Genomic DNA, 15,508 nt, shown 5'->3' on the forward strand with positions numbered 1-15,508 from the left:
GGACTACGTTTATCCATAAACCTGCGAATTTCTACAGGAACATCTACCAGAACCTCTGGGATAACAACCACTCTGTTTTGCCTCTTTGACAATAAGACAGGTTCCCTTATTTTTTTCCTGTTTCTGGACGTTCTAACGATCCGTTTATGCTGTCCGGTTTTCGTTCTGACACCCTTCATTCAACCACCAATTATCTTTTTTCACCACATCTTTATAATACTTTTGGTATATCATGCGGATCTGCACGGGGCATTCGGCCAAAGGATATTCCTCTACTGATTGTTATCTTCGGACCATCATCGTCAACCTGTGAAGAACATCAAATTTATAAAGCACGTCGTTCTAAAGATGACAATTTTGTAGGTGATTTTATGGATATAAAAGACCTTAAACCCGGAACCGTAACAGTTGTCAGAGGAGTAGTGATCAGTAAAGGTGAGACGAGAGAGGTTTTGAACAGGTTCGGTAAAAGGATGAAGGTTGCAAACGTAACGCTGAAGGATGAGAGCGGTGAGATAACGTTGTCCCTATGGGGTGACGACATAGACAAGGTTAAAGTAGGCGATAAAATCACGATAAAAGACGGATGGGTATCAACGTTCCGTAACAATCTTCAACTTTCCTTGGGACGGAACGGTAAACTCATCGTTGAAAGGGATTAAGCAGATTATACAGTTACCATCGTCTTATGTCAAGCCTTACCATTTTTATATTTTATCGTTTACATAACCTTTCTTCAAAGTTGTAAACATGTTCTTTTGGAGGGAGTTCGAATGATTGAGGTCAGGTTCCACGGAAGAGGGGGACAGGGTGCTGTTACCGCTGCAGAACTGCTTGCCGTTGCTATAGGTATGAGAAACAAGTACTCGCAAAGTTTTCCGATGTTCGGTGTAGAACGTAGGGGTGCACCTGTCCAAGCCTTTTGTAGGATCGATGATAAACCGATACGTGTTCACAAAGCGGTGTACAACCCGGATTATGTAGTTGTTCTCGATTCGACGTTGTTGGATAATGTTGATGTGTGTGACGGGATAAAGGAAAGAGGGGTGGTCATAATCAATACGCATCTGTCCAAGGATGAGATAAAGAAGGAACTCAAATGCGATAATGCGACTGTCTACACTGTAGACGCGTATTCCATCGCTGTTAAACATTTAGGTAAACCCATTGTCAACACGGCCATGCTAGGTGCGTTTGCAAAGATCGCCGATTGGGTGGACCTCCAAAACCTCGAAGACGCGATAAAGGAGAGGTTTGAAGATGAGGAACTGATAAAGAAAAATGTAGCGGCTCTGAAGGAATGTTATGATACTGTTCAATAGATAATGTGGATAGGGGCGATAACATGTTCGATGAAAGAAGACCGAAGGTTCCAAAGATACCTATGGCGCCTGCAGGTTCGCAGGCGGCCAACAAAACTGGCTCATGGAGAGATAAACGGCCGGTTATTGATAGTACCAAATGCATTAAATGCGGACTTTGTGCATTGCATTGTCCGGATGGAGTGATAACCATCGATGAAAACGGCGCGCATATAAATTATGATTACTGCAAAGGATGTCTTATCTGTAAATCCGTATGCCCTGTAAAAGCGATAAGTTTTGAAGTTGAGGGGCAGAGATAGACCTGTGGTGATTGATATGTTTGTAGAAGGTAAAAAAACCGTAGAAGGTAGCATTGCCATTGCCGAAACGGTAGTGAACATTCAACCCGATGTAGTGGCATGTTTCCCGATCACCCCGTCTACGCATATAGCAGAACATCTTAACAAAGCCTATACCGACGGTAGGATTAAGACGTACGTGGCCGTTGATTCTGAGTTTGCAGCCATATCCGTGTTAGCGGGCGCGAGTGCAGCGGGAGTAAGGACGTTTTCAACAACCGCTTCGCAGGGTTTGGCTCTGATGCACGAAGTACTGTTTGCGGTATCTTCGATGAGGTTACCTGTCGTTATGGTTGTGGCGAACAGGTCCTTGAACTCGCCGTTGAGCATCTGGAACGATCATCAGGATACGATGGTGGAACGGGATTCAGGTTGGATACAGTTCTACTGTGAAACCAATCAGGAAGTGGTGGACACCTTACCGTTGGCTTACAAGATCGCTGAAGAGAACAAAGTTCCTGTAATGGTTAACATGGACGGGTTTTATCTCACGCATGCCGTTGAACAGATCGTAATACCTGGTCGAAAACTCATCGAAGATTACATCGGGGAATACGACCCGGACATCAAACTCGACCCGGAAAATCCTGTAGCGTTGGGAATATACGCCAAACCTGAACATAACCAGGCGTTTAAGGTTCAGTTGGATGAAGACCTGTTCGCGTTAGAAAAGAAGGTTCCAGGATATGCCGATGAATGGTACTCTATCATAGGGAGGGAGCACGATAACGGTGTTATCGAAGATTATTATGCCAGCGATGCTGACTACGTCATCATAGCACTGTCATCGGTGTGCGGTAACGTTAAGGAAACTGTCGATAAACTGAGAGCAGAGGGGGAGAAGGTGGGGCTTTTGAGAGTCAAGTTGTACAGACCGTTTCCGTACGAAGAAGTGGCGGAGATATTGAAGAACGTCAAATCGATAGGTGTGTTCGAAAAGATGTTATCGATGGGTGCCAAAACTCCCCTGTATACGGATGTTTTGACCGCTCTCTATGAAAAAGGAATAACCGTTCCCGTATCTTCGTTCATCGGTGGATTGGCAGGTAGAGATATCACAGAGGAACATATCACAAAGATGTTTGAGGTGATAAAGAGCGGTAAACCCATAAGGGATTACGTATGGTAATGCGGATGAAAGGGGTGAGATGGAATGATGTTTAATCGTGAAGATGATATCCTCGTCTCCGGTCATACTGCGTGTGCAGGATGCGGTGCCGCAATAGCGATAAGGACGGTGATGAGGGAGATAGGACGTGATTCTATCGTTGTTAATGCAACCGGATGTGCAGAGATATTCACCTCCTGTTACCCTTACAGTGCCTGGAAGGTGCCGTACATCCATGTCACTTTTGAAAATGCGGCTGCTGTTGCAACGGGTGTTGCCCGCGCGCTCCGCGCGCGCGGCAACACCCATACTCACGTAGTGGTAATCGCAGGTGACGGTGCAACCTACGATATAGGGATGGGGATACTCTCAGGCATGCTGGAGAGGAACGAAGATGTGTTGTACATCTGTTACGATAACGAGGCGTACATGAATACAGGGATACAGAGGAGTAGTTCTACACCTTACAAAAGTTGGACCACTACGTCACAAGTCGGATCAAAGATTAAAGGTAAACCGGAACCAAAGGTGGACATTGTAGAAATCGCGAAGGCTCACGGGATACCGTATGCGGCAAGTGCTTCCATAGGATACATTGCTGACCTCCAGAATAAGGTTCGGAAGGCGTTAGGTATCAAAGGTGCCCGGTTTATCAATGTGCTCTCACCATGCGTGCCCGGTTGGAGGATAGATCCGTCAGAAACTGTCGAGATCGCAAAACTCGCTGTTGACACCGGGTTCTATAAGATACGCGAGTTCGAGAACGGTAGGGAAACGGTAAACATACAACCCAAGTTTACACCTGTTGAAGAGTATCTTAAACGTCAGGGTAGGTTTAAGCATCTGACAAAAGAAGATATCGAAGAAATACAGAGAATGGTCTACAGAAAATGGGGGAGAGAACCTTAAATCTTTCTCAAAATCCGATGGAAGGTTGATGGTGGATACAATTACGAATAAATCTCGATTAAATCGATGTAGAGAATTGAGTTTTCTGCCGAACCATCCGCCGACCGAACAACCATTCTCACTTCACTTTTTATTTCAACTCCTTTCCCTATCTCTTACCCATCTCGGAAAATTTATCCTTTTATGAATCATACCCTTACCAGTTTATTCTCCAGTTCTTCAAGATGATAAACCCTCTTATACTTTTCTTCTTACTTATCTTCAACTCAGCGAATTGGTTTTATATAAAGAATCATTCACAAAGCAGGTGGTGGAAACGGATAGAGCATTTGTAGGTTCGACAGTTCCTTCCGTTTCAAGGGATTGTTTATTCACAAGAGACCGTTAGGGAGTTTTGGAGGACGTATGTCTTCTCTGGAACGTCTTCTCCGGAAACGCACCTACCATCTATTTATAAACCTTCCCTACTAAAACAAATCCATGACTGACAGTTTCCATCGGGTACTGTGGGCGGGATGGTTGAGTAAATCTCAAGTCAAACAGTTTGAACGATGTCCTTATGCATGGTACTTACGTAACATCCTTCATCAACCCGGAGAGGAACGTCCTGAACTCACCAACGGTTCAAACGTCCACGAGATTCTGAATTGGGTGTACGACCAAAAACCGAGGTTCGAATCCGTTGAAGAACTGCGTGCTACGTTATTTTCTCATCCCGATTCTGAGAATTACGGTCCGTTGTTATCCAATTTTCTCAGGATTATTGAGAGATGGACCCTTTCCCATCCGTTGTTTAGAGAATACAGTGTCCGGGACCAAGATTATGCGGTAACCGGTAAAATAGACCGCGTTGACATGATAAACAGTGTTACATATGTAGTTGAATACAAATGGTCGTACAAAAAGTACAACCAATCAGATTATCTGTTCGAACTATCCCTGTACGCTAAACTCCTGGAGAAAAACGCTCATCTCATCGTCAACCACGGTGCCGTCATGTTTCTCCAGGACGGAGACATCCATACGTACGAGATCACTGATGACATGAAAAACGAAGCCATCTCCCGTATCCTCAACGTTCGTGGGGAGATATTTAGATGTCTTGCAACTGACAATTTTGTAAAACGTGTGTCGCCGTTATGTAAATACTGCGAATATAAAAATATCTGTGACGCTTACAGAGAACATGAGACTCAGCAAAACGTGTTACCGATTAAGTAGAATTCGTTTTCTGAATGAATGTAGGTCATTCGTACACACTGTCGCACCCGGCAGGTTCCGAAACCATACCTGAGAGTATGAGTTTTACGTATCCTATGATCGGCAACCTGAAAAGAACCCTTCCTTTAACCTGGCTCTCACGGACCAACGAATTGCCTGTGCCGTAACAGTCAGACATCTGAAGGTCGGTTACAGGATTGTTATCCCCCTTTGTTATGTAGTACATCCCGTTTTCGGTTTTTATCCCTATGTACGCCCTATGGATTATATCTCCAACCCTGGCAAACAGATCAGTCGGTTTCGGTTGGTACACTATGATATCGTTGGATGCATTCATTCTGTATTTAGTACCGTTGTATTGTATGTAATCGAGACAGATCGTTGTAAAGGTGGAACCGGTATCGATAGACCTTTTGGTACAGGTGGTATATTTAAACAAAAGTGGCCCATGAAACTCTTCGAACGATCCCGGCTGTTTCCTGAAAACGTAACATATCGATGACTGCGGATGACACATACAATAATAATAAAGGGAACCGTTCACCCTGAATGTTATGTTTCCGTATCTTATTACCGCCTCGGAATCAATTTTCGACAACTCGTTCTCCTTCATCGATACGGTTGGCACGTTTATTACGTCACCCTTAAGGATTACCATGTCACCCCTCTGCAGGTTCGGTAACATACTGCATGATACTACCGCATTGATTGGAGAAGACGTTTTCAGTACCAAACATAATGTGAACCATATCGCCAATGCGAGTATTATCGCTGTAACCATCTCTTTGATTTCTGATCTGATACCTTTCTTTTTAACGCTCTGACTTATATCGTATATGAAGTAACCCACGATAAGTAACCCTGCCAACAGACCGAAGTACGGGCATTTAGTCAGTATGTACAAAAGGAACAGGACAAAGAAAACAACATACACAATATTATCTTTTACAACGGATTTTAGGTCCGTATCCTCACCCGTTTTTAGCAAGGTTTATTTTAAGTGTTTCGCAAAGGCGCTTGTCATCGATAGTATCTTTTCTATACTCTTATCGAGTGCTTCTGCAGGTGTGGTTTTACCTTTGGTCCTTATTATCAGCCGGGGTTTGTAAAACGGGTGGTCTCGTACGACCGCTGCAAACTCGACACTTCTGTTTTCTAACAGATAATCTTTGATAAGTTTCAATAATCCGATGTCAGCATCTACCTCTGCTTCTAAAAAGTTGTCTTCCTTCTTCAGAACTTTGATATCCATCCTTTCCCACCTCATCTCGTTTTTATAAACAGGTCGGTTCTACCGTACAGAACGCTTGTCTTACGGTGTTCTACATTACCGCACCTCGGACATTTAAGAACTCCTCTTTTCAGAAGGTTCAGTTTCGTTCTACACACCGAACAGTAACCTATTATGACTCCGTCTTCCGGTGCCTGTGTAGAGATGTCCACCACGTTCTTTCTCAGGTCAACGTTTATTACCGTCCCCCTGATTATATCTCCTATCCTGACCCCGTCCTTTATAGATTTTATGTGCGACCTGGAAATTTTCGAGATATGAAGTCCGGCAATGAACTTCATTCCGGACCTTAAGATATTACTTTTCTTACTCAGATTGTTCAAAGGTAAACATGAAACGATTGCTGCGGATTCTGTAGTGCTTTCGACACGGCCTATGACCTTCATATATCTGATGATGAAGGAGGGTTGGTTAACGCTCTTAACATGGACGGACCTGTTCCTATGTACCGGTATCCCTATCACCGTAGAAACAACCTCTCCGTCTTCTAACTCGGTTCCGTTCCCAGGGAGAACTTCTTCTTCAGTGCCCAATACATCTCCAGGTATGACAAGGTCCATGATAACCACCATAAGAAGTTGTTTAATGTTAAACCATAAATGTTTAAATATGTTGCTATCACAGTTATCTTCGTGAAACGACGGAAAAAACTGATGATAATCGTAGTTGATAGAGACAACGATATCTACGAAAAAGCAAGAATGTCAGGTCCAATCATAGGTAGGGAAGCTAACCTAAACGCCGCTATCAAACTCGCATTGGCGGACCCACAGGACACCGATGCAAACGCACTATTCCAGGCGATCAAACTTTACGATGAATTATCCGAGAAGTACGATGTAGTCCTTGTCACACTGACCGGGTCCAAGAAGTTGGGTTATGCTGCGGATAAAAATATAAGCAGTCAACTTGACCGCGTTCTTTCAGAACATCCTGTTGACGAATGCATGGTTGTTACGGACGGTGCTGACGATGAGGTCATTCTTCCCATCATAGAATCGCGGGTGAAGATATCTTCGGTAAAAGTTGTGGTTATGAAACAGGCTAAAGAACTTGAGAAGACGTACGTGGTCCTTCTTGAGAAACTGAGAGATCCCTACTATGCAAAGATCATCTTTGGGATACCTGCCATTCTCCTGTTGATAAGTGCATTTGCCAGTTATATGCATTGGGGTTGGGAACCGATCGCCGTTGTGATAGCTGTTTATCTGATTCAACGATTGCTAGGTATCGATGAAAAACTCGGTCGTCTGGTCAGCAGTTTCCAGTTTTCGGTGGAAAGCAGCAGTTTTCTTCTGTATCTCACCTCTCTTACATTGATATTGGTGTCGATCTGGACAGGTTACCAGGGCGTATTGTCTGCGTCGCACGACCCTCTGAACACCCCTCTTAAGACCGTGGCTAGAGCGATCCAGGGGATGTTTCTGTTACTGCCATGGGGTCTTCTCCTGGCGATAGCAGGGAAGATGTTGGATTACTACAAAGACAAGAATAAGATAGGTATAATCAGGATGGGGTTCTACGCAATCGCAACAGTGCTGTTATGGACCGTGTTAAGCGCTATGGCAGATTGGATAGTGTTATCCGGACCACCGTACGTGTCCTTTGAAGACCTTATCCTCATAGTTATAGTTTCGGTAGTTGTAGGTTATGCTGCGATAACCACCCTTCACAGGATACGTGTCCACAGCATCATGAGGATGAAACTCGAGAATAAAGAGATGATCGATGTGAGCGGTGTCCATATCGGAAAGATTATAGGTATTGATAGAAGGTCTAACCGGATCATAGTTCAGGGCCCGTTCTCGCGAAGAACGGTACCGCTCGAAGCGGTGGTCGATGCTTCGGACAAGGTCATAATCCGACTTTGAACAAATTTAGAAGATATCCTTAAACGGAAAAAGAATTCATTTCTTTTTCTTTTTACCTGCAGACCTGGTTCTGCCTTTTGACGACTTCTTTTTCTCCGCCTTTTTCTGGCCGATGGGTTTTATCCCTTTAGCCATCCTCTTCAGAAGGGCCCGTTTTTTGGGTGTGTCTACCAACGCATGCTCTAAGACATCTACGATCGTATCTACAGGTATAACCTGAAGCCCGCTTTTCTTAATTCTTTCTTTCGGGATATGAATGTCCAACAGGTTTGCGCGCGGAACAATCACTTTTTTCAACCCTGCCTCGATGCATGCCTCTACCTTACCCGTTAATCCGCCGACAGGAAGCACGTCCCCGCGCACCGTTAACGACCCAGTCATACCGACGGATTGGTCCACAGGTATGTTTTCCATGGCAGATATCACCGCCACAGCAACAGCGATGGAAGCACTGTCCCCTTCAACACCTTCATAAGTCTGGAGGAATTGCACATGAATGTCGTTGTGACTGATGTCTTTACTAACATGCTTTTTGATGATGGCGGATACGTTGTCGATCGCTTCTTTTGCGATCTCCCCGAGTTTACCCGTAGCGATGAATCTTCCACCGCTCTTGGAGAATGACGGTGTAACTTCGGCAACGATAGGTAGCACTATTCCCGACAATGTGTTGCCTACAACAGCCAACCCGTTGACCCTGCCTATCTCTTCACCTCTGTTCATAAACACCTTGTACTCTTTTCTGAGGTCTATGACCTTTTGAGACAGTTGTTCTTCGAACGTTTTCGCCATGTTGAGGGCGCGTTTGACGTGTTCTGCTTCAACATATTTCGCGCCGTCTCTCACAGCCAGGTCACCGGCGGCTCTGACCAGACCGCCGAGTTCTCTAAGGTTTAAGGAGAAATGGTTTCGTCGCCTGCTCCATCTTCTCGCCGTTTCGATGACCACTTTAACGGCATCTTTAGTGAAATGGGGTATCTTACCGTCTTTTTTGACTTCCTGAGCAACAAACCTCACCAGTTTTAACTCGTTTTCTGGTGTGTCGGGTAGATGGTCCTCTACGTATATCTCGTATCCGCTACCCCTTATTCGGGATCTCAAAGCGGGATGCATTGTCAGTATATCCTGCGGGTTTCCTGCTGCCACCAGAACGAAATCGCAAGGTACCGGGTCTGTTTTTACAACCGCACCCGAAGAAAGTTCGCTCTGTCCGGTTATCGGATACTTCTTCTCCTGCATCGCAGTCAACAATTCCTGTTGAAAATGCTTGGTTAGTGAAGTTATCTCATCGATGAAAAGCACACCACGGTTAGCTTTATGTATGGCTCCTGCTTCCACACGGAGATGTGCGGGTGTTCCCAACCCACCGCTCTGTAACGGGTCATGACGTACATCTCCGAGCAATGCACCCGCCTTTGCACCTGTTGCATCGACGAACGGCGCGGTCCGTCTACCGGAATTATCGACGATCAGTTTCGGTGCGTTGGACTTGTTCGGCATACCCATACGTAACGGAAGATTTTCTGTTAACGAGAAGAGGAAGTATAAGAAGGAAAGCATGAACATGAATCCTAGGATAAACCATTTCGTATCTGACGATAACGCGTCGGTAATGTAAACGGCGATAATTGTTAACAATGCGATGATTCCAACGGTTAAAAGTGGCGATGTTTTTTTATGTTGCGTTTGCGGTATGTTTGATATCGGTTCCTTTTGCTTTTCGTAAAGCATGATCTTTCTACCCATCCCCATTGTCGGGTCGGGAAACCTGTTTACAACCGCTCTCCAGTAGGGATTTTTTTGTATCTCTTCTCTGGATGGATACGTCTTTACTACCTTAACCTTAGGATTGTTTTCATCGAGAGGGTTGGGATATACGAGGACGTCTTCCAGTTCTTCAGCGGGCATAAGTTCTGCCATGGCCTGTGCCATCATAGATTTTCCGGTGCCCGGGCTACCGATCATCAGGACGTGTCTCCTCTGTTTGGCGGCAAGTTTTATTATCTCTACTGCTTTATCCTGTCCGATTATCTGATCTATTAATCTCTCCGGTACTGGTATCTCCTCAGTAGTTTTGAAGTTCCACGTAATCTTGTCATCGGTCATCAGTATCCCCATATATCGAACTGAATTCTGAGAGTTTATACTTGTCCGCATTGATATTTAAAACTTATTCTTTGCGTTTGTTTCCTATGTTATACCTATCTCCGCCAACTCAGAGAACATTTTATAAACCAAAGGACGTAAGAGAAAAAGGGAATATGGGAAGACGGGGTTTCGGCAGAATAGATAATATTAAAAATATATTTGGCCTAATTCAAATCGATTTTTGACCATGTTTCGCAATTGATATCAATTTCATGTTTTATTTTTCGGGGGTGTAAAGGTATGTTTAGGTTGGTGATGGAGGACGCAAAGAATATGAAGAATATTGTGGATGCAGTTGTTAACATCATCGATGAAGGACCTGTTGAGATCAATGAAGAAGGTTTATTCCTCCGTGCAATAGACCCTTCCCAGATTGCTATGATCTCTCTCAAGATACCGAAGCTCGCTTTTACCGAGTATACAGTTGAATCGCCATCCGTCATCGGGGTTAACTTTTCTCAACTTTCAAAAATCATGAACCGTGCAAAAACCGGCGAAAAGTTTGTGATGAGTAGCGATGAATCCACTCTGATCGTGGAATTCCTCGGTGCCCATAAGCACAGAACGTTCAAAATACCTCTTATCGAAACGCACGAATTGATCAGAAAAGAGTTGTCGATCGAACCAGAGGCGATCGTGTCTGTAGAGGCAGGGGAATTGAAGGAGTCTTTGAAAGACGTCGGTTTGATAAGCACATACCTGACTTTTGTAGTTGATAAGAACGGATTCGTAATCGATGTCAAGGGCGATACAGGTAATCTGCAGATAGAGATGCCGGGTGACAGTTTATCCAAGTTCGAAGTTAAGAATAAAGCACGTGCCAGTTTTTCGTTACAATACATGGAAAGCATAGTCAAGGCATGCCCTGATCACCAAAGCCTAACACTGTATATAAAGACCGATATGCCGTTGAAGGTGGAATACAACATAGAGGATGCCGAGATCGTTTACTTCCTGGCTCCGCGTAAGGAGGAGTACGAATAAAACGTGCGAAGGTGGTACCATGACTGAATTTAACGGTGAGGTTTACACTACTCAAAGTGTATGCCCTGAATGCGGTAGGGTTGTTGATGCGGTTCTGTACGAAGATAACGGTCAGATCTTCATGAAGAAGACGTGCCCCGAACACGGTGAGTTTATAGAACGGTTGTACGATGCCGGAGAGTTCCACAGGATAGAAAAATATATAAGAGAGGTTGACGAGTTTAGGCCCGACCTCAAACTAACTGACCATTTTCATCTCTGCGAAGCATGTCCCTATTATAAAACACCTCCTGTGTTGGCCATTATGGATGTTACCAACAGATGCAATCTTCATTGTTCATACTGTTTTGCCAATGCCGATGCAAGCGGTTATCTTTACGAACCCTCATTTGAGACCATTGTCGAGATGCTTAAGGCTCTGAGGACGAATTACGACCCACCAGTACCATCCGTGATGTTCTCCGGTGGCGAACCGACGATCAGGGATGATTTTGTCGACATAGTACGCGAGGCTAAGAAACTGGGTTTCTTCGTGTTGGTGGCGACCAACGGTTACAAAATAGCCGCAAGCAAAGAGTATACGAAACAGCTCAAGGATGCGGGACTGAGTATAGTTTATCTGAGTTTTGACGGTCTGACGGATAAAAGTAATCGTGAGAAGAAGAACCATCTGATCATAGACAGAATTTTGGAGAACTGCAGAGCGGCAAAACTGGGGATAGTGTTAGTTCCTACTGCGATCCGCGGTCTGAACGATGATGAGGTTTACGATATCGTCAAATTCGGACTTGAAAATGTCGATATAATAAGGGGCGTCAACTTTCAGCCGATCTCTTTCTGCGGTCGGATGAGTCCGGAGGATAGGGCTAATCAAAGATATACTATAACCGACCTTTTGGAAGATCTGGAGAAACAGAGTAACGGTGTGATACGTAAAGAGGACTTCTACCCTGTATCGACAGTACTGCCTATCACACGCTTTGTAGAAGCGTTCACGGGTAAACGGGAGGTTGCGTTTTCTGTCCATCCGATGTGCGGTTCTGCTACGTACATATTTAAGGACAGTGAAGGTAATTACATACCGGTTACGCGATTTGTCGATATCGATAAACTTATGGCTCTTCTTGACGAGTATGCTGAGAAGATCAAGGAATCACCGCCGATGCTTAAGAAGGTGCATCTTCTTGCACTGTTAAAAGACCTGATGTCTGTGATAGACAAAGAAAAGGCACCCAAAGAGATATCTCCGTACGAACTCATAAAACAGATCATTCTGCAAAAGGGCGACATTAATGCATTGGGTAAGTTCCATGAGCGCAGTCTGTTCGTTGGGACTATGCATTTCCAAGACCTGTACAACACAGATACGGACAGATTGATGCACTGTGCTATCCATTACATGACACCGGATATGAAAACAGTATCCTTCTGCGTATACAACAGCCTCGGTATCAGGGAGATGATCGAGAAGAAATACAGGAGGCCGTGGAAGGGAGGTAACAAAACGGATGTTCCCGGATCGCCCGCTGAGATAGCGTCCAAGCCTTAATCAAACATCAACCTGTTATTCAGCCCCGCTGTAATTCAAACATCTCTTTAATCTCTTTAGTTGTAGTGGCGTCTTCAGGATTTTTATCTGTACGTAGTTGTATCATCCGGGGGAACCGGAGTGCGAATCCCTTGTCCTCGGGATTATCGGTATGCCCGCAGGTATGCACCGGGGAGAGGGTGATCTCATCTGCACTGACTGTGATAACGTATTTGAGTTCTACCCAATAGTCCGGCTCGATACGTGAGTCAACTTCTTTAGGTTTGTGTTTGACCTTTATTTTGTCCAGCATCTCTTTGAGTTGTTTCATCATATCTTCGCTGAATCCGCTACCGACCTTTGCAATAGTTTCGTAAACATCTCTTTCAGGGTTGTAAACCGCCGTGAGCAATCCTCCGAAATCGTATTTTGCCCGATGACCTTTCCCGTGGTAGTATCCTATTATTACAACGTCAAACGTATCACCCAATTTTCCGTACGATTTCTTGAGTTTGATCCAAGCGAACTTGCGCGCTCCTGCAATGTACGGTGCGTTCAGGTCTTTGGCTATAATACCTTCCAGGTGTTGGTTGATGCATTCGTTAAAGAAATCTTGGATCTCCTTTGCAGATTTGGCAATTATACAGTTCGAAACCTTTATCCTATCATTATCTTTTGGTATGACCTTCTCTAAGGTTTTCCGTCTTTCCTTCATCGGTTTGACAGTGTAATCGGTTCCGTTAAGGTAGAGTAAGTCAAAAGCAAACAACCTCAAGGGTAGTACCTCTTCCATCTTCTTGATCTCGTATTTACGTTTTCTTCTCATAGTTTCCTGAAAAGAATAATATCTTCTGTGTTTTTCATCATAGGCTAACATCTCACCTTCAAAGATAATCTCTTCCTGAGGTATCTTTTTGACACCTTCAACGATGTCGGGAAACATATGGGTAATGCGTTCAAGGTTTCTCGAGTACAATTCTATTTTTTCTCCCTTTTTATGTACCTGACATCTCATTCCGTCATATTTACTGTCGACGAGGCATTCACCCAAACGTTCGAATATCGCTTCTGCTGAAGGCAACCGTTCCGCTAATGCTGGTCTGATCGGCGAGAATACCGTCGGTTTGAACCGTTCGATCTTTTTAATGTCCTCAACCAACAGTCTTGCCACCAGCCCCAGGTCTGAGCATAGGTTGAATGCCCTTTCGATGACCTCTCTCAGTTCTTTGGAACCCGTTTTGTACGTCGATAAAGCATCGATTATCGTCGGGTCACCTATACCTAACCTTAATCTACCTGTGAGAAATCGGGCGATGTACCTTGCTTCCAACGGTGAGGCAGATGTAAACAGTTCTGCCATATATTTGATCTTCAGGTCGATGCTTCCTTTACCTGAGATGGTTGCAATCTTATAAAACCGGTCGTACACCTGAGTAACTGTGAGTTCCTTTGTGTACAACGTGATCTGTTTTTTCTTTTTAACTAACTCTTCAGCCGTCAGTCCCAGGTCTCCCGTCTTTGTATACACCTTTTCGACCGTTGTTGTGTCGTACCCTGTTGCATGAGAAATAGCCCGAATAAGTAGACCTTCCCCAACACCCAGGTCTATCCCTTTGAAACTTGGGACCAGTTGACCCTGACACAGGTAAACTACCTTATCTATCTCTTCTCTATCTGTTTTAGAAAACAGTTCTGCCAGATATTGCGTCATCTCTAACCGTGAAGTAGTACTTTCTATCTTTTCAAAATAGACCGCTAATTCCGAAAATTTCATATCCTTTAAAACGAAGGGTTTCTTTTTAAATCATTACTTCCCAATATGTTCATGGGTGACCGTGTCGGACCGTGCATGGTTCCGTTTCGGATTCCTTTTGCGAAAAAGAAAAAGCCAGAAGAACAGATGCTGGAAAACACGTTGACCGATTGGATAAAAAGAAACCCTGCTTTAGTCGACAGCGAATTCAGGATATGGTATTCTCTGGAGTACGACACCGCACTCAGCAGATCCCTCAGTCTCTCAACGTTGGTGCGGGAGCAACCGGAAAAGGCGGACGATATCGTACATAAATACGTACGGTATAAACTTGACCGTATCAGAACTTTGTATCCGGAGGTTGTTGAGTTTATCGATTCTTCGCCTTCTCTTGATGCTTCTGACAGAATTACTGCATACATGCTGTTCTTTTTTGATGAAAATGGTGCCTACGCGTTGCTGGACGAATTGAGAAGAAAAGGATCCTTTGACAATGGGACTTTGAACGTCTTAGCGGACATGTTTGTGTGGACGTTAGAGAACAGGGACCGAATCAATTCAAAATCGTATTACCGTTTGATGCGCAAGAGAAAGCCTCAACACCTGGATAACGAAACGGTCGCCAGGTACGTGGTCAGGAGGTTCTTTGACCTCTACTCTTCTTTAAATTTCTCTAAAGAGGTACCCGTCAAAGAAAGACATGAACAAATATATCTGGTGTATACAGGTACGAACATCCGTAAACGGTTGTTCCATATACATCGGGAAAGCGATGTGTTGTTGAATGCAGCTGTGAGAATGGCACGCAAGGGCATGTTCGAACTGGAACACGGACCTGTGCGGAAGCACGGGTTTGCGTACACTGAAGGGTACAAGACGGCTTACAGGTTCTTTGTGCTCCATCCGGAACAAATCGATCCCCACGCCTTTAAAATATGGGACCTGAAACGCGGCGGTACAGGTTCGCTCACCTCCTACATGTTCGGTGAGAAGGCGAAGGTTATACGTGAATTTGTAGAATATAGATGGAGA

The 15,508-nt window shown here is 44.5% G+C and carries 15 protein-coding genes; 10 read left to right on the forward strand and 5 right to left on the reverse strand.

Going from position 1 to position 15,508, the window contains the following annotated elements; all coding sequences use genetic code 11:
* Positions 1-371 precede the first annotated feature (371 nt).
* The 6 genes from J7K41_01975 (at position 372) to J7K41_02000 (ending at position 4,901) form a co-directional block, all read left to right on the forward strand.
* Positions 372-662, forward strand: a complete 291-nt coding sequence (locus J7K41_01975; protein MCD6549458.1) for a DNA-binding protein — start codon at positions 372-374, stop codon at positions 660-662.
* Between the two features lie 111 nt (positions 663-773).
* Complete coding sequence (locus J7K41_01980) at positions 774-1,322, forward strand: pyruvate ferredoxin oxidoreductase subunit gamma (GenBank protein MCD6549459.1); 549 nt, start codon at positions 774-776, stop codon at positions 1,320-1,322.
* Between the two features lie 62 nt (positions 1,323-1,384).
* Positions 1,385-1,624: a 4Fe-4S binding protein gene (locus J7K41_01985; GenBank protein MCD6549460.1), complete on the forward strand. Its 240-nt coding sequence runs from the start codon at positions 1,385-1,387 to the stop codon at positions 1,622-1,624.
* Between the two features lie 16 nt (positions 1,625-1,640).
* Complete coding sequence (porA, locus tag J7K41_01990) at positions 1,641-2,792, forward strand: pyruvate ferredoxin oxidoreductase (protein ID MCD6549461.1); 1,152 nt, start codon at positions 1,641-1,643, stop codon at positions 2,790-2,792.
* A gap of 27 nt (positions 2,793-2,819) precedes the next feature.
* A complete protein-coding gene (locus tag J7K41_01995) occupies positions 2,820-3,680 on the forward strand; it encodes a pyruvate synthase subunit beta (GenBank protein ID MCD6549462.1) in 861 nt (286 codons plus the stop codon).
* 480 nt (positions 3,681-4,160) lie between these two features.
* Positions 4,161-4,901 (forward strand): PD-(D/E)XK nuclease family protein, encoded by a 741-nt coding sequence (locus J7K41_02000; GenBank protein MCD6549463.1) that lies wholly within the window; start codon positions 4,161-4,163, stop codon positions 4,899-4,901.
* A 25-nt stretch (positions 4,902-4,926) separates the two neighbouring features.
* Here J7K41_02000 and J7K41_02005 read toward each other — a convergent pair whose 3' ends face one another.
* Genes J7K41_02005 through J7K41_02015 form a run of 3 tightly spaced genes read right to left on the reverse strand, consistent with a single transcriptional unit; the run spans position 4,927 to position 6,752 of the window.
* Positions 4,927-5,889, reverse strand: coding sequence for a hypothetical protein (locus J7K41_02005; protein MCD6549464.1), 963 nt, complete (start codon positions 5,887-5,889; stop codon positions 4,927-4,929).
* 3 nt (positions 5,890-5,892) lie between these two features.
* Positions 5,893-6,153, reverse strand: a complete 261-nt coding sequence (locus J7K41_02010) for a hypothetical protein (GenBank protein ID MCD6549465.1) — start codon at positions 6,151-6,153, stop codon at positions 5,893-5,895.
* Between the two features lie 11 nt (positions 6,154-6,164).
* The gene (locus J7K41_02015) at positions 6,165-6,752 is read right to left on the reverse strand and encodes an exosome complex RNA-binding protein Csl4 (protein ID MCD6549466.1); all 588 of its coding nucleotides are present in this window, start codon (positions 6,750-6,752) and stop codon (positions 6,165-6,167) included.
* A 72-nt stretch (positions 6,753-6,824) separates the two neighbouring features.
* On the opposite strand from J7K41_02015, the gene J7K41_02020 reads away from it, so the two are divergent.
* Positions 6,825-8,063 (forward strand): DUF373 family protein, encoded by a 1,239-nt coding sequence (locus tag J7K41_02020; protein ID MCD6549467.1) that lies wholly within the window; start codon positions 6,825-6,827, stop codon positions 8,061-8,063.
* 36 nt (positions 8,064-8,099) lie between these two features.
* On the opposite strand, the gene lonB is transcribed toward J7K41_02020, so the two are convergent.
* Positions 8,100-10,181 (reverse strand): ATP-dependent protease LonB, encoded by a 2,082-nt coding sequence (gene lonB / locus J7K41_02025; GenBank protein ID MCD6549468.1) that lies wholly within the window; start codon positions 10,179-10,181, stop codon positions 8,100-8,102.
* 270 nt (positions 10,182-10,451) lie between these two features.
* On the opposite strand from lonB, the gene pcn reads away from it, so the two are divergent.
* On the forward strand, positions 10,452-11,195 hold the full coding sequence (gene pcn, locus J7K41_02030) for a proliferating cell nuclear antigen (pcna) (GenBank protein MCD6549469.1): 744 nt from the start codon (positions 10,452-10,454) through the stop codon (positions 11,193-11,195).
* Between the two features lie 19 nt (positions 11,196-11,214).
* Positions 11,215-12,744 (forward strand): radical SAM protein, encoded by a 1,530-nt coding sequence (locus J7K41_02035; protein MCD6549470.1) that lies wholly within the window; start codon positions 11,215-11,217, stop codon positions 12,742-12,744.
* A gap of 19 nt (positions 12,745-12,763) precedes the next feature.
* Here the strand turns inward: J7K41_02035 and J7K41_02040 are convergent, their stop codons facing one another.
* Complete coding sequence (locus J7K41_02040) at positions 12,764-14,497, reverse strand: ATP-dependent DNA ligase (protein MCD6549471.1); 1,734 nt, start codon at positions 14,495-14,497, stop codon at positions 12,764-12,766.
* A gap of 51 nt (positions 14,498-14,548) precedes the next feature.
* On the opposite strand from J7K41_02040, the gene J7K41_02045 reads away from it, so the two are divergent.
* A partial coding sequence (locus tag J7K41_02045) for a hypothetical protein (protein MCD6549472.1) occupies positions 14,549-15,508 on the forward strand: 960 nt, incomplete at its 3' end.

The organism is Candidatus Micrarchaeota archaeon (genome assembly GCA_021163225.1).
In the GTDB taxonomy this organism is placed as follows: domain Archaea; phylum Micrarchaeota; class Micrarchaeia; order Anstonellales; family JAGGXE01; genus JAGGXE01.

Bases quoted from the DNA above. Each gene is read 5' to 3' on its own strand.
- J7K41_01975 (MCD6549458.1), top strand. From the start codon at position 372: ATGGATATAAAAGACCTTAAACCCGGAACCGTAACAGTTGTCAGAGGA.
- J7K41_01980 (MCD6549459.1), top strand. From the start codon at position 774: ATGATTGAGGTCAGGTTCCACGGAAGAGGGGGACAGGGTGCTGTTACC.
- J7K41_01985 (MCD6549460.1), top strand. From the start codon at position 1,385: ATGGCGCCTGCAGGTTCGCAGGCGGCCAACAAAACTGGCTCATGGAGA.
- porA (MCD6549461.1), top strand. From the start codon at position 1,641: ATGTTTGTAGAAGGTAAAAAAACCGTAGAAGGTAGCATTGCCATTGCC.
- J7K41_01995 (MCD6549462.1), top strand. From the start codon at position 2,820: ATGTTTAATCGTGAAGATGATATCCTCGTCTCCGGTCATACTGCGTGT.
- J7K41_02000 (MCD6549463.1), top strand. From the start codon at position 4,161: ATGACTGACAGTTTCCATCGGGTACTGTGGGCGGGATGGTTGAGTAAA.
- J7K41_02010 (MCD6549465.1), bottom strand. From the start codon at position 6,153: ATGGATATCAAAGTTCTGAAGAAGGAAGACAACTTTTTAGAAGCAGAG.
- J7K41_02015 (MCD6549466.1), bottom strand. From the start codon at position 6,752: ATGGACCTTGTCATACCTGGAGATGTATTGGGCACTGAAGAAGAAGTT.
- lonB (MCD6549468.1), bottom strand. From the start codon at position 10,181: ATGGGGATACTGATGACCGATGACAAGATTACGTGGAACTTCAAAACT.
- pcn (MCD6549469.1), top strand. From the start codon at position 10,452: ATGTTTAGGTTGGTGATGGAGGACGCAAAGAATATGAAGAATATTGTG.
- J7K41_02035 (MCD6549470.1), top strand. From the start codon at position 11,215: ATGACTGAATTTAACGGTGAGGTTTACACTACTCAAAGTGTATGCCCT.
- J7K41_02040 (MCD6549471.1), bottom strand. From the start codon at position 14,497: ATGAAATTTTCGGAATTAGCGGTCTATTTTGAAAAGATAGAAAGTACT.